This window comes from Micromonospora sp. WMMD812 (genome assembly GCF_027497215.1).
Taxonomy (GTDB): Bacteria; Actinomycetota; Actinomycetes; order Mycobacteriales; family Micromonosporaceae; genus Micromonospora.
This window is the reverse complement of the sequence record NZ_CP114904.1, coordinates 6,726,847-6,752,485: the sequence shown is the minus strand read 5'-3', so window position 1 is coordinate 6,752,485 and position 25,639 is coordinate 6,726,847. Positions and strand designations below refer to the sequence as shown.

Below are 25,639 nucleotides of genomic sequence, written 5' to 3'. Positions count from 1 at the left end.
GCGGATCCGGAGCGGAACCCCGACGTCCCGTCCCTCATTCGCCACGTAGCTTCCGGAGGTCGGCCTCGGCCCGGACCGTGTCGGCGTGGTCGTCGCCGAGGATCCGCCGCCGGTCCTCGACCACCCCCACCAGCACCTTCTCCGCCTCGCCGGTAGCACCGGTGGCGACCAGACATTCCGCCAGGGTGTGCCGAGCGGCGATCATGGCCACATGCTGGACCTGCCGCTTGGCGGCGTCCGTCGCGAGGATCTCGCGAAGGTCCGCGAGCGCCTCCTCGATCTCGCCCTCGCGCAGCCGGCACATGTCCAGCGTGTGCCGCACCGTCAGGGTCTCGAAGTGGTCCGGCGCCCAGTGCCGCAGCCGGATCTCCAGGATCTCGGCCAGTTCGGCGCGCGCGTCGGCGTACCGGCCCTGGTAGACGATCGCGCGGGCCAGACTGTGCCGTGCGGTCATGGTGTCCCGGTCCTCGGGGCCGCGCACCCGGTACTCGGCCCGGACGATGTCACGCAACTCGTCCTCGGCGTCCCGCCACCGGCCCTGTTCCAGGATGGTCCGGGCCAGCTTGTGCCGGCTCGCGAGGGTGTTGCGGTGCTCGCGACCGAGCAGCGCCTCCCGGGCCGGGATGATCGTGCGAAGCTCGTTCTCGGCCCAGCTGAGGTGCCCCTGCTCCAGCGCCGCCCGGGAACGCTCGTGGCGGAGGCTGAGCGCGGGCCGGTCGTTCAGGTCGACGCCTATCCGGCGGCATCCGGCCAGGCAGCGTTCCAGGAAGATCTCCGCCTGGCCGGGCAGGCCGACGGCCAGGATGTAGCGGGCGATCAGCCGGGCCAGGTCGAGCGCGACGTCCAGCAGGTCGGGCCGGAGCCGCGGCAGGTCTCCGCCGTCGAGGAAATCCAGCACCGCGCCCATCGTGGGTGGCGCCAGCACGTGCCAGCTCGCCCACTTGTCCGGCTCGTCGGGGTCGAACTCCTCCTCGCGGGGGCGGTCCGGGTCGCGCAGCCGCAGGGCGTCCAACAGATGGAGCACCAGCTCGTGGTAGGCCGCCCGATCGGACACCACGTCGGGCAGGTCGCGGATCAGCTCACGGACCAGTGGGTGCAGGGTGACGACGTGAGCGACCGGGGACTGGGCGGGCAGCGACTCGATCACCCCGAGGTCGACCAGCGCGAAGTCCGCCAACGAGCGCAGCACCTCGCGCAGCCGGTCCTCGCCGATCTCGCCGACGAGCGGGGAAGCCGACAGCCGGACCGGGTCGAGCAGGACGGCGTAGGGAATCGGCGCGTCGCCGAGACAGGCCAGCAGGCGCAGCACCGGCCGCGCCTGGTCGAGCCCACGCCCGGCGAGCAGGTCCAGCGACATTTCCCAGGACTGCACCACAGGACGGACCGCTCTCTTGAAGCCGCTGGAGCCGTTCGGCCGGGTGGTGGTGCCGGCCCGGTGGTCCAACGCCGCCCGGTAGTCGTCATAGGTGCGGATGGAGGACCGCGCGGTGCCGACGGGGATGCGGTTGGCCTCCGCCAGATAGGTGCCGGCGCCGCGCAGCGCCAACGGGTGCCCCTTGAGTCGGGCGGCGAGCCGGGCGGCCTGGGCCAGCGTGCCGGGCGCCGCGCCGGCGAGGTCGACGAGCACCTGCGCGCCGTCGGCCGGCGACAGCTCGTTCACCAGGTGCATGGTGGACCACTCACCCCAGGTGTCCCGCCGCCCGTCGCGGGTGGTGACCAGGACCAGCCCGTTGGCCGTACGCGGCTGGCGGAGCCAGCCCGTGCCGTCGGCGACCCGCCCGTCGGCCGGAGCCAGCAGGGTCGGCTCGTCGGCGTTGTCGAAGATCAGCAACCAGGGGCGGGGTGAGTTGTTCAACAGGTCCCACACCAGCTCGACCGGGCTGCGGGCCTTGCCGGCCCAGGCAAGGTCGAGCTGGTTCTCCGGCGCCTGGAGCTGCCCCGCGACCTCGCGCATCCCGGCGCTGACCCGAGCCGAGTCCTTCGCCGAGATCCACCAGACCAGCCGGCCACGTTCCTCGAGCTGACGGGCCAGCTCCTGCGCGGTGAGGCTCTTGCCGCAGCCGCCCAGCCCCCAGAGGATCTGCGTGGCCTCCTCCGGATCACGCGTGGTGCCGGCGGGCGGCTCGGCGGCCCGCAGGATCGTCTCGACCAGTTCGTCCCGACCCCGCAGCGGCAGCCGGTTGCGGCGGGGCGGGATGATCGAGAAGCCGGTGTCCTGTGCCGGGGCGGTCATCGGCCGGTCTCCCCGCGGCCCGTCTCCTGGCCGGCCGGGCCGGTGCGGGCCGTGGCCCCGCGGCCCGGCACCGTCTCCCTGCGGCCCGTCTCCCGGCAGCGCTCCCGACGACCCGCGGGCAGTCGCGCGGGGCTGAGTAGGTGAGGGGTGGGTTGACCGTGACTCAACGTGCCTCCCGGAGGGGCGAGACGGCAGGCTCCACGATGGTCGGTCCGCGGTGGCGGGTGACGGCCGATCGCGTGATCCGTGACCAACACTACCGGCTCGGGCCTGTGCTACGACTCCGCGCAGCCGCATGAACATGAACGGCAGAGTCCCGCGGGCGGGACGGCCGATGGAGCGCGCTGAACGGTGGACCCGAGGGCGGACTGGCGTACCGCGGCTACCGTGGCCACATGTCGATTGTGGAGGCTCTGACCGTCGTACCGACCGGTTGGAGAGTCGACTGGGGATCGGTTCCCGACTGGTTCGGCGGGCTCGGCACCGTCGGCACGCTGCTCTTCGGCGTGCTCAGCCTGCGCCGTGAACTGCGGGCCCGGCGCCGTGAGGACCGGGCCGCGCTGGCCCGGCAGGCACGGCTCGTCTCCACCACCACCCGCACGGAGGGTGGTGGGGTGCTGCGCGTCCGGGTCGCCAACGACAGCGACGGGCCGATCTTCGACCTGGCCGCCACGCCCGTGGCGCACGCCGGCGAACCGGGTCCGGGCGGCCGGCCGGTGCCGGTGACCACGGTGACCGGCCCGGTCGACCGGCTCGAGGGCGGGACCGCCGCTGATCTGTTCGTCGCCGTCGACCGCAGCGTCGACCTCACCCGGTACGCGTCGACCACCGCGCGACTGTGCTTCACCGACCAGCAGGGCAACCGGTGGCGACGGGAGGGGGCCGGCCAACCCGAGCCCGACCTCGGAGAGGAGAGCGCGCCGGCCCGCCGCTCCTGGCTCCGCCGGCGCATGTCGGGATCCCGCTGAGCCTGGTCCCCGTCCAGCCCGCGCGCGGCCGGCGCCTTCCCGGCTTCGGTGCCGCCCACCGCGGCGAGGGCGTTCGCCCGGCCGCTCCACCCTTCAGCGGGCGGTGTCGCGTACCGCCTCGGCGAAGACCTCGGAGCGGTGCTCGAAGTTGCGGAACCGGCCGTAGCTCGGCGCGGCCGGCGACAGCAGCACCACCCCGCCGGCGGGGGTGAGCTTGCGGGACAGCCCCACCGCGGCGACCAGATCCTCGGCGATCTCGGTACGCACCGCCGGCAGCCCGGCGAGCGACTCGACGATCCGGGGGCCGCTGTCCGGGATGCCGATGACGGTGATCTCCCGCTCGGCCAGGTGCTCCCGCAGCGGGGTGTAGTCCAGTCCCCGGTCGTTGCCGCCGACGATCACCGTGAGCGGCCGTCCCTCGTACGCGTCGATGGCGTGCATGGCCGCGTACGGGCTGGTGGCGAGGGTGTCGTCGACGAAGGTCAGCCCGGACGGGTCGGCGATCTCGGTGAGCCGGTGGGCCAGCCCCTGGAACTCTGCGACCGCCACGGCCAGGGTGTCCCGGCGGGCCACCACGTCCACGCCGAGCGCGTCGAGCACGGCGAGCGCGACGCAGAGGTTGCCCTCGTTGTGCCGGCCGACCAGCGGCAGCACCGCCCGCGGGAAGAGCGGCTGGTCGCGCAGGTGGAACCACGGGGCGCCGTCCGGACCGGAGGCGACGTGGGTGGTGTCCGGCGAGCCGGCGCGCACCGCGGCCCGGTCGCCCAGCTCGGCGGCGAGCCGCGGGTCGGCGCCGTTGACGACCACGGTCGCCGGGTCGTGCGCCAGCAGGTTGAGCTTGTCGCGGTAGTACTCGCGCTCGCCGCCGTGCGCGTCCAGGTGCTCGGGGAAGAGAGCGGTGACGACCGCCACCCGGGGCGAGTCGGTCAGGTCGCTGCACTGGTAGCTGGACAGCTCCAGCACGTACAGGTCCGCCTCCGGCAGGTCCAGCGTCGGCACGCCGATGTTGCCACCGAAGACGTTGGGCCGGTCCACCGCGGTGAGCAGGTGGCTGATCAGGCTGGAGGTGGTGCTCTTGCCCTTGCTGCCGGTCACCCCGACGGTCCGGGCGGCGTGGTCGGCCATCCAGAGCGCGGTGCCCTGGGTGATCGGCACGCCGCGGCGGCGCAGCTCCACCAGCCACGGGTGGGTCTGCGGTACCCCCGGCGAGCGGACCACGACGTCGGCGGCGGCCAGCCGCTCGAACCCCGCCTCGCCGGTGACCAGCGGCGCCGCCTCGGCCAACGGGCCGTCCCACGGCAGCGAGAGGAAGTTGGCGCTGTCGTCGACGGCGACCAGGGCGGCCGGGCCGTGCGCGGCGATCGCGGTCACCGCCGCCCGGCCCTCCCGGCCGGTCCCCCAGACGGCAACAGAACGTCCGCGCATGTCAGACAGGCGCACAGGTGATCTCCTCCGAGGCGGGACGGCGGCCGGCGGGCCGCCGCGGGGGCGGGTCCGACACAGCCGGGCACGGCAGGACGAACCAGGGCCTAGTATGGCGTGTGCGCTACGAGCAGCTGCGGCGGATGGACGCCTTCACCTTCCCGTCCTACTCGATCGACCTCTCCACCGGCGAGGCCCTGTTCGACTACGCCCTGACCGGCCCCGCCGGCGAGCAACGGTTCACCGAGGTGATCACACTGCCGCTGCCGGAGGGGCCACCGTCCGACGAGGCGGTCGCCGCTCTCGGGCGGGTCCTGGAACTGCTGCACGTCGTCGCCGGGGTCAGCTACTACAAGGCGGCTGCGCCCGGCCGGCTGGTGCTGCCCGCGCCGCTCGGCCCGGCCGCCACCGCGCTGGTCACCGCGATCTACCGCAAGGGCCTCGCGGAGTACGCGTACCGCAACCAGCTGCCGTCGGTGCTGAGGCTGACGCCGGAGGTCCCGGACGGTTCGGTGAAGCCGCCGACGCCGGTGGACAACTCCGACCGCCGTCCGCTGTCGGCCGTCGGCGGCGGCAAGGACTCGATCGTCACCCTGGAGGCGCTGCGCCGGGCCGGCTCCGACCCGGTGCCGTTCTCGGTCAACCCGAACCACGTGATCGTCTCGGTGAACGAGGCGTCCGGGCTCACCCCGCTCGCCGCCCGCCGGCGGATCGACCCGGTGCTGTTCGAGCTGAACGCCGCCGGCGCCCGCAACGGGCACATTCCGGTCACCGCGATCAACTCGCTGATCGCCGTCGCCACCTCGGTGCTGCACGGACTGGGCCCGGTGGTGATGTCGAACGAGCGCTCCGCGTCCGACCCGAACCTGATCTGGAACGGTCACGAGATCAACCACCAGTGGTCCAAGGGGGTCGAGGCGGAGGGCCTGCTGCGGGCGGCGCTGACCGAGCACGCAGGGCTCACCGAGCCGTACTTCTCGCTGCTGCGCCCCCTGTCGGAGCTGCACATCGCCCGGCTGTTCGCCGAGATCGACCGCTACGACGACGTGGTGACCAGCTGCAACGCCGCCTTCAAGCTGCGTGACGCGAGCGAGCGCTGGTGCCGCGACTGCCCGAAGTGCCGGTTCGTCTTCCTGGCCCTGGCACCGTTCATGTCCCGGGAGCGGATCACCCACATCTTCGGCGGCGACCTGCTCGCCGACCCCGCCCAGATCCCCGGCTACCGGGAGCTGCTCGGCGTCGACGGGCACAAGCCCTTCGAGTGCGTGGGCGAGGTGGAGGAGTCGGTGGTGGCGCTCAGCCTGCTCGCCGAGCAGGAGCAGTGGCGCGACGCTCCGGTGGTCCGTGCCCTGGTCGACGCCGTCCCGGACACGGCGTGGTCGGCGATCGCCACCTCCGACGTGTTCACCCCCGGCGGCGGCCCGAACCACATCCCGCCCACCTACGCCAAGATCCTGACCGCCCTGACCTGACCAGGCCTCCCCCGGGTCAGGGGGTGCGGATGGCGTCCAGGGCCAGCAGGGCCACGTGCAGGGAGAGGCAGGCGTCCACCGAGTCGAGATCGACGTCGAGGACCCGGCCGATCCGGGCGAGCCGCTCGTAGAAGGCCGGCCGGGACAGGTGCGCCGCGGCGGCCGCCGCCGACTTGTTCCGGCCCTGCTCGAGGTACGCCCGCAGCGTGCCGAGCAACTGCTCCCGGGGGTGCTGCGCGTCGTACGCCAGCAGCGCGCCGAGTTCCCGCTCGACGAACGTCTGCATCCGCGGCTCCTCGCGGAGCAGGTGCAGCAGCCCGGCCAGCCCGACGTGCGGCAACCGGAAGATGGGCAGGTCGCGGCGGTCACGGCGGGCTGCGTCGGCGATCTGCCGCGCCTCGATCAGCGACCGGCGGGCCTCGCGCGGGCTGCCCACCCCCGAACCCGCGGCGACGATCACGTCACTCGGGCGGCCGGGGCCGGCCCGCCCGTCCAGGCGCCGTGCGGCGTCCTGCCGGGGCACCAGATCGTGCCGGGCGGCGCCCTCGCCGCGGGACCCGGCATCGGGGCGGGTCGCCGGGGCGTCCAGGCGGGCCCGGCGCAGCGCCGTGGCGAACGCGGCGAGCGCCCGCTCCTCGGCGGCCGCGTCGGGCAGGGCCAGCAGCGCGCCGACCACATGGTCGTCGACCGCGCTGATCAACGCGGTCAGCTTCGCGTCGTGCAGCGCCTGCCCGACCGCCTCGGCGAGGTCCCGCAGCCGGGCCGGGCCGGTCGCCGGGCCGGACTCGCCGAGGTCACCGGTCGGGCCGCTCTCCCCCGCCGGGTCGTCGGCGCGCAGCCGCACCATCACGCCGACCAGGTGCCGCCGCTCCAGCACCACGCCGAGCGCCTTGGCCCGCAGCGCCACCTCGTCGACCGGCCGGGAATGGTCGAGCAGCGCGGTGAGCAGGGTGCGGTGGATCTGCCGCTCCAGCCCCTCCGCGTCCCGACGGATCAGCCGGCCCAGGGCGAGCGTCGAGGCGGCCCGCTCGATCAGGATCGTCAGCCGGGTCGGCGGGGCGGCGCCGGGCCGCGCGGCCGGCTCCCCGTCCACGGCCAGTTCGGGCTCGGCGACGGGACGGCGGGGCGGGGTGGTGGCCAGGTCGCCTCCGGCCGGCCAGCGCAGCAGCAGCCGCCCCCAGTCCTGCCCGCGCGCGCCGACGGCGGTGACCAGCCACCCGTTGTCCACGTCGTACGCCGTCCGGCCGGCCGGCCGGATCCGCCGTGAGTGCTGCTCCCAGGCGTCCAGCAGCAGCTCCGCGCTCTCCCCCGCCGGGTCGTACGCGAGCACCTGACGCGAGAGGTTCTCCAGCACCACCGGACACCCGGACAACTCGGCGGCCTGCCGCACCACCTCGCCCGGCCCGGCCCCCTCGACCGACAGCTCGGTGAACCGCTGGTGGATCTCCTCGGTGGCCCGCAGCTCGGTGAGCTGGGCGTCCACGATCAGCGCGTGCACCGCCTCGGTGATCCGGACGAACGGGGTCGCCCGCCGCAGCTCGACCAGGGGCAGTCCCCGTCGCTCGGCCGCCGCCGTCATCACCCGCGGCACCCCGCTGACGTACCGGCGGCCCAGCTCCACCACCAGACCGGAGACGCCCACGTCGGCCAGGTCGCCGATGAACGCACGCAACCCCGCGTCGTCGCCCGGCAGGCCGATCCCCGTGGTGAGGACCAGCTCGCCGCCGTTGAGCAGGGTCGCGATGTCCGGCACCTCGGCCACGTGCACCCAGCGCACCGGCCGGTCCAGGCCAGCGTCCCCGGCGACCAGGCGCGGGGCGCCGTGGCGGACCGGGTCCAGGGCGAGGACCTCACGCACGGTAGGGAACACGGGCGACACGCTACCCTGCGTGACCCCTGGAACTCGACCGTCACGCCCGGCCGCGTGGCGACCGAACCCCCAGGCCGGCGGCCCGTCGACGGCCCGGAGGCCCGACGGCCGGCCGCCCCACGGACCGTAGCGGACCCCACCGAACCGATGATCTGCAGTAGCGTGCCCGTGTTCGTGATGAAATCGGAAGGACGGGCATGGACAGGACGACTGTCAGCCGCCGGACGTTCGGCAAGTTGGTGGGTGCCGCGGGCGCCGGGGCGCTGGTCGCCGGCGCGGGCACGGCTGTTCCCGCCGCCGCGGCGGGCACCTGGACGGCGACCGGCACCGCGGTCACCGCGCTGCGCTCATTCGACGACACGATGAAGAGCTACATGCAGGCGCGGGGGATCTGCGGCGGGCAGCTCGCGGTCACCTACCAGGGCCGGCTCGTACTGGCCCGCGGCTACGGCAACGGCTCGCCGGAGACGATCCAGCCGACGTCGCTGTTCCGGGTGGCCAGCCTGTCGAAGTCGCTGACGGCGGCGGCGCTCGTCCGGCTGGCGCAGGACGGCAAGCTGAACCTGGGCGACCCGGTCACGAAGTTCCTCGACCTCACGCCGCCCGCCGGGCAGGCAGTCGACCCGCGGCTGGCCAAGGTCAGCCTCTGGCGCCTGCTCCAGCACACCGGTGGCTGGGACCGGGACCAGACCGCGTTCGACCCGCTGTTCAAGGACCGGGTCATCGCGCAGGCGCTCGGCGTGCCGATGGAGCTGCACCACGCCGACGTCATCCGGTTCATGTCCGGGCAGCCGTTGATGCACGACCCCGGGTCGACGGTCTCCTACAGCAACTACGGCTACCTGCTGGCCGGCCGGGTCGTCGAGGCGGTCAGCGGCCTGCCCTACGAGACGTACGTGAAGCAGAAGCTCCTCGCCCCGCTGAAGATCACCCGGATGGCGAGCGGGTGGACCATCGCCCGGCACAGCGGCGAGGTGGGCTACCGCTCCCAGTACAGCGGCACGACCGTGCTGGACAACTCGGGCGCGGTCGTGCCGGCGCCGTACGGCACCTTCAGCATGCGCCTGCACGACGCCAACGGCGGCTGGATCGCCTCCGCGGTCGACATGGTCCGGTGGGCCTCGGCCTTCGACACCGGCAGCACCCTGCTGAACGCCACCTCGCTCGGCCGGGTGTTCGCGGTGCCCAACCCGACCGGCGTCAACGCGAACGGCTGGTACTACGGCCTGGGCTGGCAGGTCCGCCCGGTCACCGGCGGCACGGGCCGCAACACCTGGCACACCGGCAGCCTGCCCGGCAACTACAGCCTGCTGGTCCGCACCTACCACGGGATGAGCTGGGCCGCCCTGTTCAACCAGCGCGACGACGCGTCCGGGCTCAGCTACGGCGACATCGACGCGGCGCTCTGGACCGCCTCCCGGGCGGCGCCCAGCTGGCCGACCCACAACCTCTGGTCGACGTACTTCGCCTGACCGGCTTCGTGCCGAGGGCGCCCGCCGCCCTCGGAACGGGCCGCAGGCTATCCGTCGCCGTACGGCGGGTCGTCGCGCCCGAGTTCCCAGAACGCGACCGCCGCGGCGGCGGCGACGTTCAGCGAGTCGACTCCGCGCCGCATCGGAATGGCCACCCGCACGTCGCTGGCGCTCTGCGCCGCCGCGGTCAGCCCGGCGCCCTCGGCGCCGAAGAGCAGTGCCGCGCGGGCCCGCTGCGCCGGGTCGAGCCGCTGGATCGGCAGCGCGTCGGCCGCCGGGGTCAGCGCCAGCACCGTGAAGCCGGCCGCCCGGACCTGGGCCAGGCCGCCCGGCCAGGGCTCCAGCTTGGCGTACGGGATGGCGAAGACCTCACCCATGCTGACCCGGACGCTGCGCCGGTAGAGCGGGTCGGCGCAGGTCGGCGAGAGCAGCACGGCGTCGACGCCGAGCGCGGCCGCGCCCCGGAAGATCGCGCCGAGGTTGGTGTGGTTGTTGACGTCCTCCAAAATCACCACGCGACTGGCCGCGGCGAGCACCTCGGCGGCCGTGGGCAGCGGCCGGCGGTGGAACGACGCCAGGACGCCCCGGTGGACGTGGAAACCGGTGGCCTGTTGCAGCACCTCCGGCGACGCCGCGTAGACGGGCGTGTCGCCGGTGTCCAGGTCGGCGAGCTGGTCGACCCGCTTGGCGTCCACCAGGTACGACCGCGCCGGGTAGCCGGCCCGCAGCGCGCGGCGCAGCACCAGCTCCCCCTCGGCGATGAACAGCCCGTGCGGCGGCTCCCAGCGGGTCCGCAGCTCGACGTCGGTCAGCGCCCGGTAGTCGGCGATCCGCTCGTCGTCCGGGTCGGTGATCTGGTGGACGGGCACCCGACGATTCTGCCGGACGCCCGCCGGGGTGACGGACGGCCCCGGAACCCGCGTGGCAGGCGGCACGTCCGTCGCACCGGCGCTCCGCGCCGGTGATACGCCGACGGCGTGGCCGGCCCGCCCTGCGACGAGCCGAGCCGGGCGCCGGCGGGGTCAGCCGCGGCGGTCGAGCCAGCGGTCGAGCAGCGAGCGCGGGTCGTCGGAGGAGTCCCGCCGCTCGTCCCGCGGCGTCGCCGGCGGTCGCTCCACCGGTCGGCGCGGGTCGCCCGCCAGCTCACGGCTGGGCGCGGTGAACGCCTTCTCCGGCTGACCCTTGACCGCGGTCGCGATCACCCGGGCCACCGCGTCGATCACCTTGGCCTGCACGGCGGAGCCCACCGAGTCGGTCGGGTCGTCCGGGTTGGCGGCGATCCCGGCGACTGCGACCTGCGGGGTGAAGCCGACGAACGTCTCGGTGGCGTTCTCCTCGGAGCTACCGGTCTTGCCGGCGACCGGGCGGCCGTCCAGGATCCGGTCCACCGACGTCGCCGTCCCGCCGTTGCACTGCCCGTACGGCGACTGCTGGCCGACCGGGCAGCGCGCCGCGTCCGTGGCGGCCCGGGCGACGTCGGCGTCGAGCACCCGCTTGCAGGACGGGTCGCCGACCGGCACCCGCTCGCCCTTGGCCGTCTTCACCGAGACGACCGGCAGCGGCGAGCAGTACGTCCCCTCGGCCGCCACCGTGGCGTAGGCGTTGGCCAGGTCGAGCGGGGTGGTGGCGGCCACGCCGAGGGTGAAGGACCCCCAGTCGGCCGCGTCGTTCTTGGCGAAGGCGGCGTCGGCGTCGGCCCGGAAGGTGATGCCCAGCCGCTGCGCCATCTCGACCACCTTGTCCTGGCCGACCTGCTCGGCGAGCCAGACGAAGTAGGTGTTGACCGACCGGCCGAAGCCGTCCCACATCATCCGGTAGCCGTCCATCCACTCCGGGTTGGCGTTGGCCGGGCACCAGTGGCCGTCACAGGTCCCCTCGCCCTCGGCGGGGTACCGGGTGGGCAGCTTGCTGGGCGCGTCGAAGCCGGTGGAGAGGGTCCGGCCGGACTCCAGGGCGGCGAGCATGGTGAAGAGCTTGAAGGTCGACCCCGCCTGGTAGCCGTCGACGCTGTTCCCGCCGGAGATCAGCGGGTTCACGGTGTTGGGGTGGTTCTCCTGCCCGGCCGGGTTCGCGGCGAGGCTGTAGTGCCGGTTGACCGCCATCGCGAGCACCCGGCCGGTGCCCGGCTCGACCGCGGCGATCGGCAGCGCGCGCTTGTTGTCGTACCCGTACACGCCGGTGGCCTGCTGCTGGGCGGTGGCCTGGACCTGCGGATCCAGCGAGGTGACCACGGTGTAGCCGCCGCGGCGCAGCGCCTGCTCCCGCTCCTCGGCGGTGGCGCCGAACGCGGGCTGGGTCAGCCACCAGCGGCGCAGGTAGTCGCAGAAGTAACCCCAGTCGTCGTGCCCCTGGGCGACCGCGGTGCAGCCGTTCGGCTGCGCGGTGGGGTGCAGGGTCAGCTTCTCGGCCTTCGCCTGCGCCGCCTGCTCGGCGGTGATCGCCTTGGTCGCGACCATCGCGTCCAGCACGTACGTCCGGCGCTCCAGCGCCGCGTCCCGGTCGCCGTCGATCGGGTTGTACGCCTCCGGCGACTGCACCAGGCCGGCGAGCAGGGCCGCCTCCGCCATGGTCAGCTGGGCCGGCGACTTGGCGAAGTAGCGCTGGCTGGCCGCCGCGACGCCGTACGCGCCAGAGCCGAAGTAGGCGATGTTCAGGTACCGGTTGAGGATCTCGTCCTTGCCGAGGCTCTGTTCCAGCGCGGAGGCGTACCGGATCTCCTGGATCTTGCGCCCCACGGTCTGGTCGGTGGCGGCCTGCCGCTCCTCGGCGGTGCGGCTCGGGTCGGTCTTCAGCACGTTCCGGACGTACTGCATGGTCAGCGTCGAGCCGCCCTGCTCGGTGCCGCCGCCCTTGACGTTCGCGACCAGCGCGCGGAACAGCCCGCGCACGTCGGCGCCGCCGTGCGAGTAGAACCGCCGGTCCTCGGCCGCCACGATCGCCTGCCGCATCACCGGGGCGATCTCCGACAGCGGGACGTCCGTCCGGTTCACGTCGTAGAACGTGGTGATCAGCGTCTTGCCGTCATTGGCGTAGAGGTAGGAGCGCTGCGGGGTGGCCGGGGTGCGCAGCGCGTCCGGGAGCGCGGCGTACGCCCCGAGGGCCGACCTGGTGGCGAACCCGAGCAGCAGGTTGCCGGGCAGCGCGGCCACCGCGAGGGCGAGGCCGGCGAGCACGCCGGCGAGCAGCACGGTGAACAGCCGCGTCAGCGGCGAGCGGGGTCGGGCCATGGTCCCCAGGATTGCCACGAAAGCCGCCAACCGACCACCCTGCGCCCCGGTTTGTCAGCAACTTCACCGCCGCCCACCAGCACCCTCCCAGCCCGGCCCCCCACCCCGTCCCCGCCCTCGACTCGATGATCATGAGCTGTGCGGCACTTCTGGAGATCGACTCCGCCGCCAACCTCATGATCAACCGGCCGACGCAGGGCCCCGGGGAGAGCGGCAGCGCAGGGTCAGACATCCCAGGAGCTTGGATGTCAAGCGGCGATGGGTTGGGCTCGGTGTGACCAGGCTGTTGTCGGGTCGTAGAGGGTGGCCGTCTTGAGGCAGCCGTGGAGGATGCCGACGAGGCGGTTACCGACCTGTCGGAGCGCGGCGTTGTGGCCGATCTCGCGGGCGCGGAGTTCGTCGTAGTAGGCGCGGACGGCGGGATCGTGCAGGATCGCGGCGCCGGCTTGTGTGTGCAGGGCGTCGACGAGTCGGTCGTTGTGCACGATGCGGGCGTGGACGGTTCTGGATTTTCCGGACTGGCGGGTGATGGGTGCTGTGCCGGCGTAGTTCTTGCGGGCTTTGGCGTCGGCGTAGCGGGCGGGTGCGTCGCCGAACTCTGCGAGCACCCGGGCGCCGAGGATCACGCCGATGCCGGGTTGGCTGAGGTAGACCTCAGCGTCCGGCTGCTGGCCAAAATGCGCCTCGACCTGGTTTTCCATGGTCCGGATCTGGGCGTTGAGGGTTTGCAGGATCGCGACCGTGGCGGCGATGGTGGCCGCGTAGGCGGCGGTGACGACCTCGGCCTGGCGCAGGTGCGCGGTGCGCAGTGCCCGCTGAATCGTGGCGACCTTTCGGCGATCGCGCGGCGGCGGGCGCGTTTGAGAGCCGCGCTGATCTGGGCGAGGGTGAGCTTGGCCGCCTGGTCCGGGGTGGGTGCCTTGGCCAGCAGTTCGAGGGTGTCGGTGCCGGTCAGTGTCAGCGGCTGGTAGGCATCCAGCGCTGCCGGGAAGTACTCCCGCAGCGCCGTGCGTAGCCGCAGCATGTGCCGGGTGCGTTCCCAGATCAGCGTCTGGTGCGCCCGAGCCACCACCTTGACCGCCTCGGCGAGGTCGGAATCGGCGGCCACCGGACGCAGCTGATGACGGCGGGTCCGGACCATGTCAGCCAAGGCGTGCGCATCGCCCTTGTCACTTTTGGCCCCCGACAGCGACACCAACTCCCGATGCCGCGCGGCCTGCTTCGGATTCACCCCGAACACCTGGTAGCCGGCCGCGACCAGCGCCCGCACCCACGGCCCACGATCAGTCTCGATGCACACCAGCACCTGACCAGGGTCGGCGTCATCAGCCAGGAACCCGGCGACCAGCTCATGGAAGCGGGCCATCCCGTCCACGCCCTCGGGCAGCCGCGTGATGCGCATCACCCGCCCGTGCTGGTCCTGCACCTCCACATCGTGATGATCTTCCGCCCAGTCGTCACCGACGAACAGCACACCCGCCTCCGTTTCCACCGCACCTCCGTCAGCAGCCCGCGGGAGAACCCAGCGCCCTAATGGACCAGTACTCACGCCGACCCCGGCAGGCACGACATCCCATCAGCCGTCCATCTCCCGACCACGGACAAGGGCACGGTCTGACCCTAGGACTCACCGGTCCAAGGGGTGGGAGTGCTCACTCGTCCGCGGCTACCGGACATCGAGTCTGCCTCCCGGCTGACTCGACGCCTCCCATTAGGGGGTGGCTAGGGGGCCTTCTGGGGTGGCTGGGGGTGGGGTGGCGGTCGCGACGCTCGCGGAGGCCGCGTCGCGGGCGATGTCGTGCGGCACCAGGCGCCCGGAGCGGTAGCCGATGCCGATGCCGGCGATCAGCACGAAGATCGCCCCGAACGTCTGCAACGAGCCGACCAGCGCACCCCCGAGGCCGAGCAGCGGCGCGGCGATCACCAGCATCACCCCGTCGCCCATGCTGAACATGCCGGACCGGGCCACCGACCAGCCGGTGAGGAACCAGCCGATGCTGTAGCAGGTGGCGCCGACCAGCACCAGCGTGCGGGCGGTGGTGCCGAAGACCGGGGTCTGCTCCTCCAGACCGGCGAAGGGCAGCATGAGCACCGTCCCGGCGATGCTGACCAGCAGTCCGGTCGCGGCCACCCGGCGGCTGCGGGTCGCGGCGAGCAGCCCGGTGAGGGCCAGCAGGGCGAGCAGCCCGAGCCAGACCGCGGCCACCCAGCCGAGCAGGTAGAGCGGCCGACCGTCGGCCGGGTAGGGGTCGTTGCCCACTCCGCCGTCGCTGGCCATCGCCACCACGCCGTAGAGGACGGCATACGCGGGAAGCAGCCACACCGCGGCCCGGGCGAACCGGCGCACCGACCAAGCCCAACTGGCGTTGGTGGCCGGTCCGGCGGGCCCGGGCTCACCGACGAACGGCAGCACTCCGAACCCTCCGCCGGTACGCCGGGTGCCGAGCGGGCCGGTCGGGTCGTGCGCGCCGGGGACCGGGGCGGAGGACCAGATCCGATTCACCGGATCCTTCATGCGTCACCTCGCTCTTCTCGGGGAGCGGTGCGGGACGCGCCGGGGCGCCCCGATACCTGGTCACCGCCCGTCCTAGGACCGATGGTGGCAGGCACCGGAGCGCCCCATGAGTCTTTCTCGCATTTGCCCTCGGGTAGGCCGGAGGTCCGCCCTACCCCGGGAAATCAGCCGCGCTCGCGCTGGTCGGCCGGGTCCTCCACCAGGCTCGCCGGGGAGACCGGCTCCGGCGCGGGCAACCCCTGCTGCTGCCCGCCGGTCACCTGCGCCTCGGCGACGCGTACCTCGTCGTGGATCTGCTGGGCCGCGGCGGCCGCGGCCTGCGCGGCCTCGGCCGCCTCACGCTCGACGGCGCTCGCCCCGTCGGAGGCCTCCGGGCTCGGCGCGTCGCCGACCATCTGGCTGAGCCCGCCGAGCGCGCCGCCCATGCCCTCCAGGGCCTTGGTCAGCTCGGCCGGCACGATCCAGACCTTGTTGGCGGTGCCGTTGGCGATCTGCGGCAGGGCCTGGAGGTACTGGTAGGCGAGCACCTTCTGGCTCGGGTTGGCCTGGTGGATCGCGTCGAAGACGGTCCGGATCGCCTTCGCCTGGCCCTCCGCCTGGAGGATCCGGGCCTGCCGGTCACCGTCGGCGCGGAGCACCGCCGCCTGCTTCTCACCCTCGGCGGTGAGGATCTGCGACTGCTTGTGCCCCTCGGCGTTGAGGATCGCGGCCCGGCGGTCGCGCTCGGCGCGCATCTGCTTCTCCATCGAGTCGCGGATGCTCGGCGGCGGCTCGATCGCCTTGATCTCCACCCGGGTCACCTTGATGCCCCACCGGCCGGTGGTCTCGTCCAGCACCCCGGAGAGGTGCCGGTTGATCTCCTCACGGCTGGTGAGGGCCCGCTCCAGGTCCAGCGAGCCGATGACGTTGCGCAGCGTCGTGACGGTCAGCTGCTCGATGGCCTGGAGGAAGTTCGAGATCTCGTACGTGGCCCGGACCGAGTCGACGACCTTGAAGTAGAGGACGGTGTCGATCGACACCACCAGGTTGTCCGAGGTGATGACCGGCTGCGGCGGGAAGCTGACCACCTGCTCCCGCATGTCGACCTTGGTGCGTACCGCGTCGATGAACGGCACCAGCAGGTTCAGGCCCGGGTTGAGGGTCCGCTTGTACTTACCCAGCCGCTCGACCACGTCCTGGCGCTGCTGCGGCACGATCCGCACGGCCTTCGCCAGCGTCACCACGGCGATCAACGCCACGGCGATCACCAGCACCGTTATCGCTGTCATCCCGTTCACCCTCTCGCTTCCGGCAAACCGCCGGCGGAAGAAACGTCGTCCTGCCAGACCAGGGCGGTCGCGCCCCGGACCTTTATCACCCGCACCCGTACACCCGGGTCGAACGACTGCGTCGAGTCGTACGGCCGCGCGGTCCACAGCTCACCATCGATCTTGACCAGGCCGTGCTCGGCGTCGACCCGCTCGAGCACCAACGCGGTGGCGCCCTCGAGCGCCTCCACCCCGAACGGCTGCTCCCCGGCCTCCAGCGCCGAGCGACGGTGCCGCTGGATGACCGGCCGCACCACCAACACGGTCAGCGCGGAGACCGCCGCGAAGACCAGCGCCTGCACCTCCGTCGGCGCGCCGAGCGCCGCCGCACCGGCAGCGGCGAAGGCGCCCGTCGCGAACATGATCAGGAACAGCGTCGTCGTGAAGATCTCGGCGACCGCCAGCACCACACCCAACACGATCCACACCACGGCGTCCACCCCACGATCGTGACACGGGAATGCACGCGCGGCCGCCCCGCGATGATCGATAAGCTCGGCGGCACCCGCGCTCTCCGGACACCGCCCGGGACCGCGCCGACCCGATCGAGGAGAGCCCGTGTCCCTGCTGCCCGACACCGCCCGTCAGGTCGACGTCCTGGTCGCGCAGGCGCAGTCCGCCGGACGGACGCCGTCGCTGGTGATGGGCGTGGTCCGGGACGGCGAGCTGGCCCACCTCGCCACGGCCGGCGAGCACCCCCGCCCCGACGCCGGCCTCCAGTACCGCATCGGGTCGATCAGCAAGACGATGACCGCGACGCTGGTGATGCAGCAGCGCGACGAGGGTCGGCTGACCCTGGACGACCCGCTGGAGCGGCACCTGCCCGGCACCGGCGTCGGCACGCTCACCCTGCGCCAACTGCTCGGGCACGCCAGCGGCCTGCAACGCGAGCCGGAGGGCGAGTGGTGGGAGCGGGCCGAGGGCGCCGACCTGGCCACCCTGCTGGTCGGGGTGAGCGCGGCGAAGATCGCGTACCCGGCGCACCGGACGTACCACTACTCGAACCTGGCGTACGGGCTGCTCGGCGGGGTGCTGGAGCGGATCACCGGAACGCCCTGGGCGGAGCTGCTGCGGGAGCGGGTGCTCGAGCCGCTGGGCATGCACGCCACCACGTACGCGGCCACCGAGCCGTTCGCCCGCGGGTACGTGGTGCACCCGTGGCACGGCACGCTGCGCGAGGAGCCGCGCACCGACACCGGCGCGATGGCGCCCGCCGGCCAGCTCTGGTCGACCGTCGAGGATCTGGCCCGGTGGGCCGCGTTCCTCGCCGACCCGACGCCGCGGGTGCTCGACGCCGGGACGCTGGCCGAGATGTGCGCGCCCGTGGTCGTCAGCGACCTCGACTCGTGGACCGGCGGGCACGGCCTCGGCCTGGAGCTCTACCGCAGCGGCGAGCGGGTGTACGTCGGGCACGGCGGCTCGATGCCCGGCTACGTGGCCGCCCTGGCGGTGCACCGCCCCTCCCACACCGCCGTGGTCGGCTTCGCCAACTCGTACGGCTTCGCCATCGGGCGGCTCGGCCAGCGGATCCTCACCACCGTGCTCGACGCCGAGCCGGCGCGCCCGGCGCCGTGGCGCCCGGCCACCGCCGCCCCGGACGCCGGGGCCATCGAGGTCTCCGGCCGCTGGTGGTGGATGGGCGTACCGCTCGACGTGACCTGGGACGCGGCCACGGGCGAGCTGATCGCCCTGCTGCGCGGCGAGCGGGAGAGCCGGTTCACCCCCGAGGGCCCGGACCGCTGGCGCGGCCGCTCCGGCCCGGAGAACGGCGAGATCCTCTCGGTGCTGCGCGACGAGACCGGACAGGCGGTGACGCTGGACATCGCCACCTTCGTCTTCACCCGCAGCCCCGACGAAGCCCCCTGACCCGCCGTCCCGTACCGCCGCACCGATCTTGCACTTCCGGCCCCAAGGATGTCCCAGTTCACGGTATTTGCCGGGGCAGAAAGCGCAAGATCGCGGGTGAGGCCGGGTCAGGCTGGTTCGGTGACGAAGTCGATCAGGCGTTCCATCGCGTTGATCAGCGGGGTCTCGACGTCGGCGAAGCTGTCCACCCGGGACAGGATGTGCCGCCACATGTCGGCGGGCTCGGCCACCCCGAGCGCCGCGCAGACCCCCTCCTTCCACGGCCGCCCCGGCGGCACCACCGGCCACGCCGCGATGCCGAGCGCCGCCGGCTTGACCGCCTGCCACACGTCCACGTAGGGATGCCCGGTCACCAGCACGTGCGGGGAGGTCACCCCGGCCACGATCCGGCTCTCCTTGCTGCCCGGCACCAGGTGGTCGACCAGCACGCCCAGCCGTCGCCCGGGGCCCGGCGCGAACGCGCGCACCTCGTCCGCCAGCGCGTCGATGCCGTCCAGCGGTTCCACCACGACGCCCTCGATCCGCAGGTCGTCGCCCCAGATCCGCTCGACCAGCGCGGCGTCGTGCACGCCCTCGACCCAGATCCGGCTGGCCTTGGCGACCTGGGCGCGTACCCCGTCCACGGCGATCGAACCGGAGGCGGTGCGCCGGCGCGGCGCCGGCGCCGGGGTGCGGACCGGGCGGCGCAGGGTCACCGGCTGCCCGTCCAGCAGGAACGCCGCCGGCAGCAGCGGAAAGTTGCGCCGCCGGCCGCGCCGGTCCTCCAGCACCACGGCGCCGGACTCGAAGCCCACCACCGCGCCGCAGAAGCCGGAGTCCGCGTCCTCGACGACCAGGTCCGGCTCGGCGTCGACCTCCGGTACGGCCTTGCGCCGCCGCCAGTCCCCCGCCAACACGTCGCTCTCGTACCGCCGCGCCATGTCGATCACGCTAACCGCCGGCCCGCCGCCCGACACGCCGACGCGCCGCCCGCCCTGGCGAGTCGGGGCACGGGACGGCCGGGGACGGGTCGAAGCGGGCATTGGGGGCAGGCGTCGCCGCCGGGGCGGCAGTCGAGACACAGCCGGTGATGACCACGTACCCTTTCGGCATGTCCACCCCCACAGCGGGCGCGGCGACGCTGGCGCCCCGCCGGTCGAGCCGGTTCGTTGCCTGGGTACGCGCGTGGCGCGCCGGGTTGGTGCCCTTCGACGAGGTCGCCGACGCGATCGCCGGTGACGAGGAGCACCTGGTCGCCGACGCCCCCGGCACGTGGACCGACGTGCCGCTGGGCCAGGCGCTGCCCACGCTGGCCAAGCTCTCGCCCGACGAGATCCGGCTGGTGCTGCCCGCACCGGGTGACCCGCGCGGGCTGCCCGGCCCGGGCGACTTCGCCGGCGCGGCGCTGCTCGCCGGCGAGGCGGTGGTGGCCGGCGGGCTGGGCCTGATCCCGCAGGTCCGCTCGCACACCTCCGGGTCCGGGGACATGTTCGAGACGGTGCTCTGGCGGGTCTATCCGCTGCCCCCGGACGCGCCGTCGGCCTCGCTCGTCCTGCCCGGCGCCGCCGAGGCGGAGGCGGAACTGGCCGCCGCGCTCGCCGAGACCACCGCCGCGCTGACCCGCCTCGACGTCGCCCAGTGGCGGCCCGAGCTGGCCGGCGCGCTGGAAGCGCTGCGCCGCCCCGACGGCGCCACCGACCTGCCGCCCGGTTTCGACCCGCGGGCCCGCCGGCTCTTCGCCCGGGCCGCCGTGCTGGACCGGGTGCTCGCGCTGGCCGGCCACGCCGCGCCAGGCGGCGCGATCAACAACTACGAGGCCCAGCAGCGTGACGCGGCGCTGCGCCCGCTCACCACGGCGTGCCGGCAGGCGCTCGTCGCGGCCTGCAACGCCCCGCTGCGCCCCTGAGGCTCCGCGAGGCGACCACTCCCGCCCGGGTGTTGTCTCGCACCGGCCCTTGGTGTGCTGGCGACCCGCTCGTCCCGGCCACCCGATCAGGGCCCCGTATCGGTCCCCGCCGCCCGGAAGAGGCAGCTCAGGTCACCCGACCGGGTTCCGCGACAAGATCTCACAACCCGGACAAAACACCCCGTATTACCTTCGGTTAGCGCGCCAGTTCGGACCGCAACGGTCCTCTTTGGTCGAACCCTGGCCTAACCGATCGAGAGGATACGGACCATGCGCGACCTTTCTCGCCGCGACCTGCTCAAGGCGACCGCAGCCGTTGGCGCCGGGGCGGTCGTCGTCCCGGGCATTATGGCCGGCACCCCGGGCCTTGCGGCCGACAGCTCTGGTTCGTCGTCCGGCGCGAAGTGTCCACCGGCGGAGCTGACCGGCCGTATCGTCCGCCCCCAAGACCCCGGGTACGCGAACGCGAGCCTCGGCTGGGACGAGCTGTTCGTCCGCTATCCGCTGGTCATCGTCTTCGCCTAGGAGACGCAGGACGTGGTCAACGCCCTGACGTGGGCGCGGCAGAACGACGTCGCGCTGCGGGTGCGCAGCGGCCGCCACAGCCTTGAGGGCTGATCGAACGTGGACAACGGCATCGTGATCGACGTCAGCGAGCTGAAGTCGGCCCACGTCGACGCCGACGCTCGCACCGCGACCGTCGGCGCCGGGCTCAATCAGTTGGAGGCGGTGACCACGCTCGGGAAGCAGGACCTCGCGGTGACGACCGGAACGGAGGGAAGCGTGGGCCTGTCGGGCGCGACGCTCGGCGGCGGCTTCGGCTTCCTCACCCGGTACCTCGGCATGGCCTGCGACAACCTGATCGGAGCGGAGATCGTCGTCGCGTCGGGCGCCGACGGCGCGAAGGCGATCGAGGTGGACCTGCACCACCATTCGGACCTGCTCTGGGCGCTCCGCGGCGCGGGAAACGGCAACTTCGGGATCGTCACCTCACTGACCTACCGGGTGACTCCACTGAAGACGGTCGCCTACGTCCAAGCGACCTGGGCCGGCCTCGGCGACCTGCACGAGGTGTTCGACACCTGGCAGCGCATCGCACCGTTCACCGACCGCCGCCTCGGCACCCAGCTAGAGATCCACAAATCCCAGATCCTGCTGTTCGGGGTCCTCGCGGACGGCGGGGAGGCAGCGGCGAAGGAACTGCTGGAACCGATCCTCTCGATCGGCGACCCCGAGGTCACGGTGCAGACCGGGGGCTGGCGCGAGATCTACGCCGGGTTCCAGATCCCGACGGAGGACGAGCCCGCGAACTGGAAGTTCTTCTCGCAGTTCGCCACCGAGCCGTTCCCGAAGAAGGCGATCAGCCTGATCCGCGCGTTCATGGAAGACGCTCCCTCGGAGGACAGCAACTTCTTCACCCAGGCCTTCGGCCGGGGAGCCCAGACGAAGGAACCCCGCGGCGGCGCGGCGTTCCCGCACCGCGACGCGCTCTTCTACTCCGAGCCCGGCGCCGGCTGGAGCACTCGTGGAGAGCCGAACAGCGGTGACGCCGTCACCCCGATCGCCCAGGCCTGGATCGCCGAGTTCAGCCAGGCGTTGCGGCCCTACGTCAACGGCGCCTACGTCAACGTGCCGAACATCGGGATGGCCGAATGGGAGAGCGCCTACTGGGGACCCCACTTCGACCGGCTGCGCCGGATCAAGGCGAAGTACGACCCGCACAACGTCTTCCAGTACGAGCAGAGCATCCCACCGGCATCCTGCTGACCGGCAGCTCGCCGCCGCTGACGCGGCGGGTCAGAGCTCGTCGTGGGCACCGAGGAGGCGAGTGAGTCAGAGCTCGTCGATCAGGTCCGCCACCGAGTCGACGATGCGGGACGGGCGGTACGGGTAGCGCTCCGCCTCGGTCCGGGTGCTGATCCCGGTGAGCACCAGGATGGTCTCCAGGCCGGCCTCCAGGCCACAGAGGATGTCGGTGTCCATCCGGTCACCGATCATCGCGGTGCTCTCCGAGTGCGCGTTGATCGTGTTCAGGGCGGAACGCATCATCATCGGATTGGGCTTGCCGACAAAGTACGGCTCGACCCCGGTCGCCTTGGAGATCATGGCCGCGACCGAGCCGGCCGCGGGCAGCGCGCCCTCGACCGACGGCCCGGTCACGTCCGGGTTGGTGCAGATGAACCGGGCGCCGTCGTTGATCAGCCGGATCGCCTTGGTGATCGCCTCGAAGCTGTAGGTGCGGGTCTCGCCCAGCACCACGTAGTCGGGCGCGAAGTCGGTCAGCACGTAGCCGACCGCGTGCAGCGCCGTGGTGAGCCCCGCCTCGCCGATGACGTACGCGGTGCCGCCCGGCCGCTGGTCGCCGAGGAACTGCGCGGTGGCCAGCGCCGACGACCAGATCGCCTCCTCCGGCACGTCCAGCCCCATGCGGCTCAGCCGCGCCTGGAGGTCGCGGGGGGTGTAGATCGAGTTGTTGGTGAGCACCAGGAACGGCTTGCCGGAGGCGCGCAGCCGCTTGACGAACTCCGGTGCGCCGGGCACGGGTTGTCCCTCGTGCACGAGCACGCCGTCCATGTCGGTGAGCCAGCTCTCGACGGGCTTGCGGTCATTCATCGGTGGTCCCAAGGGGGTGTCGGGGTCGGGTCGGTGTCACGGGCGGCGCGCCGGTACGCAGCACACCGCCGGGCAGGTGTCCCAGAGCGGCAGCTCGCCGAGTCGCCGGCGCAACCGTGTCCCGTCCGGGTCGGTCCGCTCGGTCACCAACTCGCGGACCATCGCCACGAATCGCGGGTCGGTGCCGGGGGTCGCCGCACGGGCGAAGTCCAGACCGAGCTGCTTGGCCGTCTCCAGCGCCTCGGTGTCCAGGTCCCAGACCACCTCGAGGTGGTCGGAGACGAACCCGATGGGGCTCACCACCACGCCGGTGGTGCCCTGCTCGGCGAGCGCGGCGAGGTGGTCGTTGACGTCCGGCTCCAGCCACGGCACCTGGGGCGGGCCCGAGCGACTCTGCCACACCAGGTCGTACGGCAGGTCGGGGGCGGCCGCGGCCGCCACCAGCCGGGCCGTCTCCCGCAGCTGCGCCTCGTACCGGCCGCCGTGCGGGCCGGCGCTGGCGGCCATCGACGCGGGCACCGAGTGGGCGGTGAACACCAGGCGTGTCGTGTCCCGCCGGGCCGGGTCGAGCTGCCCGAGCGCCGCCCGCACCGCGTCGACGTGCGGTTCGACGAAGCCCGGGTGGTCCCAGAACTGGCGGAGCTTCTCGATCATCGGGGCGTCCGGGCCGACGGCGGCCCGGGCCGCGGTGATGTCCTCCTGGTACTGCCGGCACGAGGAGTAGCCCCCGTAGGCGCTGGTGACGAACGCGAGCGCGTTCGTCACCCCGTCGTCGCGCATCTGCGCCACCGTGTCGGCGAGCATCGGGTGCCAGTTCCGGTTGCCCCAGTAGACCGGCAGGTCGAGGCCGTGCGCGGCGAAGTCGGCGCGGATCGCGGCCAGCAGCTCCCGGCTCTGCTGGTTGATCGGGGAGACGCCACCGAAGTGCTGGTAGTGCTCGGCGACCTCGGCCAGCCGCTCGGGCGGCACGCCGCGGCCCCGGGTGACGTTCTGCAGGAACGGCATCACGTCCTCGGGCCGCTCCGGACCACCGAAGCTGACCAGCACCACCGCGTCGTACGCCATGGCCCCATTCTTCCCCGATGCCCGGGACGGTCCGGCGACCACCCCGGGCCGGCGGCGTTTCGGGCCCGGCTCAGGCCCCGAGCGCGTGGTAGCCCCCGTCGACGTGCACGATCTCGCCCGTGGTGGCCGGGAACCAGTCGGAGAGCAGGGCCAGGCAGGCCCGGGCGGCCGGCTCCTGGTCGGTGAGGCTCCAGCCCAGCGGGGCACGCTCGGTCCAGGCCTCCTCGAACTGCTCGAAGCCGGGAATCGACTTCGCGGCCATGGTGCGCAGCGGGCCGGCGGAGACCAGGTTGCTGCGGATGCCCTGCTTGCCCAGGTGCAGCGCCAGGTAGCGGGAGGCCGACTCCAGCCCGGCCTTGGCCACGCCCATCCAGTCGTAGACCGGCCACGCCTTGGTGGCGTCGAAGGTGAGCCCGACCACCGCGCCGCCGGCGGACATCAGCGGCAGCGCCGCGACCGCGAGGGACTTGTACGAGTAGGTCGAGACGTGCAGGGCGGTGGCCACGTCCTCCCACGGGGCGTCGAGGAAACCGCCGCCGAGGCAGCTCTGCGGCGCGAAGCCGATCGAGTGGACCACCCCGTCCAGCCCGTCCACGTGCTCGCGGACCTTGTCGGCCAGCCCGGCCAGGTGCTCCGGGTTGGTGACGTCGAGCTCGATCACCGGGGCGGGCTCGGGCAGCCGCTTGGCGATGCGCTCCACCAGGGAGAGCCGCCCGAAACCGGTCAGGACGACCTGCGCGCCGTTCTCCTGGGCGAGCTTCGCCACCGAGAAGGCGATCGAGGCGTCGGTGATGACGCCGGTGACCAGCAGCCGCTTACCGGCCAGGAGTCCGGACATGCAGGGGTTCCTCCGTCTGAGTCGTGGTGATCTGCGTCAGTGGCCCATGCCGAGGCCGCCGTCGACCGGGATGACGGCGCCGGAGATGTAGCCCGCGGTGTCGCCGGCCAGCCAGGTGACCACGCCGGCGACCTCGTCCGGGGTCGCCATCCGGCCCGCCGGGATCGACTTGCGGATCTCCGCCTTGCGCTCGTCGGTCAGCACCGCGGTCATGTCCGTGTCGATGAAGCCCGGCGCGACGACGTTGGCGGTGATGTTGCGGCTGCCCAGCTCCCGGGTGATCGAGCGGGCCACACCGACCAGGCCGGCCTTGCTGGCCGCGTAGTTGACCTGACCGGCGCCGCCGGACAGGGCGACCACCGAGGAGACGAAGATCATGCGGCCCCACCGGGCCCGGAGCATCTTGGCCGAGGCGCGCTTGGCGCAGCGGAACGCGCCGGTCAGGTTGGTGTCCAGCACCCGGGTGAACTGCTCCTCCGACATCCGCAGCAGCAGCGTGTCGTCGGTGACACCGGCGTTGGAGACGAGGACCTCGACCGGCCCCAGCTCGCCCTCGATCGCGGTGAAGGCCGCGTCCAGCGACTCGGCGTCGGTCACGTCACACCGGACGCCGAAGAAGCCCTCGGGCGCCTCGCCGCTGCGGTACGTCACCGCCACCCGGTCGCCCTGCTTGGCGAATGCCTGCGCGATGGCCAGGCCGATCCCGCGGTTACCTCCGGTAACCAGGACTGTACGAGCCACGGTGGTTCCTCTCCAAAGATCGCTGCGGCTTGGAGACTAGGCGTTACCGCAGGGTAATCACTAACCGCCCCGACCTCATACCGTGGTACGCCCCGGTAGATCACCCTGCGGGGGCACGACCCGACCGCCCCGCCGAACTACCCTG

20 protein-coding genes and 1 pseudogene are annotated in these 25,639 nt (G+C 73.0%); 7 read left to right on the top strand and 14 right to left on the bottom strand.

Features of this window, described 5'->3' with window-relative positions; genetic code table 11:
• Positions 1-34: 34 nt before the first annotated feature.
• The gene (locus O7603_RS31180) at positions 35-2,233 is read right to left on the bottom strand and encodes a tetratricopeptide repeat protein (protein ID WP_281573283.1); all 2,199 of its coding nucleotides are present in this window, start codon (positions 2,231-2,233) and stop codon (positions 35-37) included.
• 395 nt (positions 2,234-2,628) lie between these two features.
• Between O7603_RS31180 and O7603_RS31175 the strand changes: the two genes are divergently transcribed.
• Positions 2,629-3,201 carry a hypothetical protein gene (locus O7603_RS31175; protein ID WP_281573282.1) on the top strand — a complete coding sequence of 191 codons (573 nt, stop codon included), beginning with the start codon at positions 2,629-2,631 and terminating at the stop codon, positions 3,199-3,201.
• Positions 3,202-3,294: 93 nt separating this feature from the next.
• Here O7603_RS31175 and murD read toward each other — a convergent pair whose 3' ends face one another.
• Complete coding sequence (gene murD, locus O7603_RS31170; RefSeq protein WP_281573281.1) at positions 3,295-4,641, bottom strand: UDP-N-acetylmuramoyl-L-alanine--D-glutamate ligase; 1,347 nt, start codon at positions 4,639-4,641, stop codon at positions 3,295-3,297.
• 101 nt (positions 4,642-4,742) lie between these two features.
• On the opposite strand from murD, the gene O7603_RS31165 reads away from it, so the two are divergent.
• Positions 4,743-6,095, top strand: coding sequence for a hypothetical protein (locus O7603_RS31165; RefSeq protein WP_281573280.1), 1,353 nt, complete (start codon positions 4,743-4,745; stop codon positions 6,093-6,095).
• A gap of 16 nt (positions 6,096-6,111) precedes the next feature.
• Here the strand turns inward: O7603_RS31165 and O7603_RS31160 are convergent, their stop codons facing one another.
• Positions 6,112-7,974: a PucR family transcriptional regulator gene (locus O7603_RS31160; protein ID WP_281573279.1), complete on the bottom strand. Its 1,863-nt coding sequence runs from the start codon at positions 7,972-7,974 to the stop codon at positions 6,112-6,114.
• A 188-nt stretch (positions 7,975-8,162) separates the two neighbouring features.
• Here O7603_RS31160 and O7603_RS31155 point away from each other — a divergent pair, with 188 nt between their 5' ends.
• Positions 8,163-9,437: a serine hydrolase domain-containing protein gene (locus O7603_RS31155; protein ID WP_281573278.1), complete on the top strand. Its 1,275-nt coding sequence runs from the start codon at positions 8,163-8,165 to the stop codon at positions 9,435-9,437.
• 47 nt (positions 9,438-9,484) lie between these two features.
• Here O7603_RS31155 and O7603_RS31150 read toward each other — a convergent pair whose 3' ends face one another.
• The 6 genes and pseudogenes from O7603_RS31150 to O7603_RS31125 form a co-directional block, all read right to left on the bottom strand.
• Positions 9,485-10,372 (bottom strand): RNA methyltransferase, encoded by an 888-nt coding sequence (locus O7603_RS31150; RefSeq protein ID WP_281573277.1) that lies wholly within the window; start codon positions 10,370-10,372, stop codon positions 9,485-9,487.
• Between the two features lie 87 nt (positions 10,373-10,459).
• Positions 10,460-12,664 (bottom strand): transglycosylase domain-containing protein, encoded by a 2,205-nt coding sequence (locus O7603_RS31145; RefSeq protein WP_281573276.1) that lies wholly within the window; start codon positions 12,662-12,664, stop codon positions 10,460-10,462.
• Positions 12,665-12,912: 248 nt separating this feature from the next.
• Positions 12,913-14,138: pseudogene (locus tag O7603_RS31140) on the bottom strand (IS110 family transposase).
• Between the two features lie 237 nt (positions 14,139-14,375).
• Positions 14,376-15,179 (bottom strand): hypothetical protein, encoded by an 804-nt coding sequence (locus O7603_RS31135; protein ID WP_281573275.1) that lies wholly within the window; start codon positions 15,177-15,179, stop codon positions 14,376-14,378.
• A 164-nt stretch (positions 15,180-15,343) separates the two neighbouring features.
• Complete coding sequence (locus O7603_RS31130; RefSeq protein WP_281573274.1) at positions 15,344-16,447, bottom strand: SPFH domain-containing protein; 1,104 nt, start codon at positions 16,445-16,447, stop codon at positions 15,344-15,346.
• A gap of 5 nt (positions 16,448-16,452) precedes the next feature.
• A complete protein-coding gene (locus O7603_RS31125; RefSeq protein ID WP_281573273.1) occupies positions 16,453-16,926 on the bottom strand; it encodes an NfeD family protein in 474 nt (157 codons plus the stop codon).
• 118 nt (positions 16,927-17,044) lie between these two features.
• Here O7603_RS31125 and O7603_RS31120 point away from each other — a divergent pair, with 118 nt between their 5' ends.
• Positions 17,045-18,352: a serine hydrolase domain-containing protein gene (locus O7603_RS31120; RefSeq protein ID WP_281573272.1), complete on the top strand. Its 1,308-nt coding sequence runs from the start codon at positions 17,045-17,047 to the stop codon at positions 18,350-18,352.
• A 107-nt stretch (positions 18,353-18,459) separates the two neighbouring features.
• Here the strand turns inward: O7603_RS31120 and O7603_RS31115 are convergent, their stop codons facing one another.
• The gene (locus O7603_RS31115) at positions 18,460-19,272 is read right to left on the bottom strand and encodes a DUF3097 domain-containing protein (protein WP_281573271.1); all 813 of its coding nucleotides are present in this window, start codon (positions 19,270-19,272) and stop codon (positions 18,460-18,462) included.
• Between the two features lie 170 nt (positions 19,273-19,442).
• On the opposite strand from O7603_RS31115, the gene O7603_RS31110 reads away from it, so the two are divergent.
• The 3 genes from O7603_RS31110 (at position 19,443) to O7603_RS31100 (ending at position 22,004) form a co-directional block, all read left to right on the top strand.
• The gene (locus O7603_RS31110) at positions 19,443-20,237 is read left to right on the top strand and encodes a hypothetical protein (RefSeq protein ID WP_281573270.1); all 795 of its coding nucleotides are present in this window, start codon (positions 19,443-19,445) and stop codon (positions 20,235-20,237) included.
• Positions 20,238-20,507: 270 nt separating this feature from the next.
• Positions 20,508-20,762 carry a twin-arginine translocation signal domain-containing protein gene (locus O7603_RS31105; RefSeq protein WP_281573269.1) on the top strand — a complete coding sequence of 85 codons (255 nt, stop codon included), beginning with the start codon at positions 20,508-20,510 and terminating at the stop codon, positions 20,760-20,762.
• Between the two features lie 99 nt (positions 20,763-20,861).
• Positions 20,862-22,004, top strand: a complete 1,143-nt coding sequence (locus O7603_RS31100) for an FAD-binding oxidoreductase (RefSeq protein ID WP_281573268.1) — start codon at positions 20,862-20,864, stop codon at positions 22,002-22,004.
• Positions 22,005-22,070: 66 nt separating this feature from the next.
• On the opposite strand, the gene O7603_RS31095 is transcribed toward O7603_RS31100, so the two are convergent.
• From O7603_RS31095 to fabG, 4 genes are all read right to left on the bottom strand, one after another.
• Entirely contained in the window at positions 22,071-22,850 is a 780-nt protein-coding gene (locus tag O7603_RS31095; protein WP_281573267.1) for an HAD-IIA family hydrolase, read from the bottom strand.
• Positions 22,851-22,886: 36 nt separating this feature from the next.
• Complete coding sequence (locus O7603_RS31090; protein WP_281573266.1) at positions 22,887-23,915, bottom strand: ferrochelatase; 1,029 nt, start codon at positions 23,913-23,915, stop codon at positions 22,887-22,889.
• Between the two features lie 70 nt (positions 23,916-23,985).
• Positions 23,986-24,753, bottom strand: coding sequence for an enoyl-ACP reductase FabI (gene fabI / locus O7603_RS31085; RefSeq protein ID WP_281573265.1), 768 nt, complete (start codon positions 24,751-24,753; stop codon positions 23,986-23,988).
• Positions 24,754-24,789: 36 nt separating this feature from the next.
• Positions 24,790-25,494: a 3-oxoacyl-ACP reductase FabG gene (fabG, locus tag O7603_RS31080; protein ID WP_281573264.1), complete on the bottom strand. Its 705-nt coding sequence runs from the start codon at positions 25,492-25,494 to the stop codon at positions 24,790-24,792.
• Positions 25,495-25,639 lie beyond the last annotated feature (145 nt).

Excerpts from the sequence above, each read along its gene's own strand:
- O7603_RS31180 (WP_281573283.1), bottom strand. The coding sequence starts at position 2,233 with ATGACCGCCCCGGCACAGGACACCGGCTTCTCGATCATCCCGCCCCGC.
- O7603_RS31175 (WP_281573282.1), top strand. The coding sequence starts at position 2,629 with ATGTCGATTGTGGAGGCTCTGACCGTCGTACCGACCGGTTGGAGAGTC.
- O7603_RS31155 (WP_281573278.1), top strand. The coding sequence starts at position 8,163 with ATGGACAGGACGACTGTCAGCCGCCGGACGTTCGGCAAGTTGGTGGGT.
- O7603_RS31145 (WP_281573276.1), bottom strand. The coding sequence starts at position 12,664 with ATGGCCCGACCCCGCTCGCCGCTGACGCGGCTGTTCACCGTGCTGCTC.
- O7603_RS31135 (WP_281573275.1), bottom strand. The coding sequence starts at position 15,179 with ATGAAGGATCCGGTGAATCGGATCTGGTCCTCCGCCCCGGTCCCCGGC.
- O7603_RS31130 (WP_281573274.1), bottom strand. The coding sequence starts at position 16,447 with ATGACAGCGATAACGGTGCTGGTGATCGCCGTGGCGTTGATCGCCGTG.
- O7603_RS31115 (WP_281573271.1), bottom strand. The coding sequence starts at position 19,272 with ATGGCGCGGCGGTACGAGAGCGACGTGTTGGCGGGGGACTGGCGGCGG.
- O7603_RS31110 (WP_281573270.1), top strand. The coding sequence starts at position 19,443 with ATGTCCACCCCCACAGCGGGCGCGGCGACGCTGGCGCCCCGCCGGTCG.
- O7603_RS31105 (WP_281573269.1), top strand. The coding sequence starts at position 20,508 with ATGCGCGACCTTTCTCGCCGCGACCTGCTCAAGGCGACCGCAGCCGTT.
- O7603_RS31095 (WP_281573267.1), bottom strand. The coding sequence starts at position 22,850 with ATGAATGACCGCAAGCCCGTCGAGAGCTGGCTCACCGACATGGACGGC.
- O7603_RS31090 (WP_281573266.1), bottom strand. The coding sequence starts at position 23,915 with ATGGCGTACGACGCGGTGGTGCTGGTCAGCTTCGGTGGTCCGGAGCGG.
- fabI (WP_281573265.1), bottom strand. The coding sequence starts at position 24,753 with ATGTCCGGACTCCTGGCCGGTAAGCGGCTGCTGGTCACCGGCGTCATC.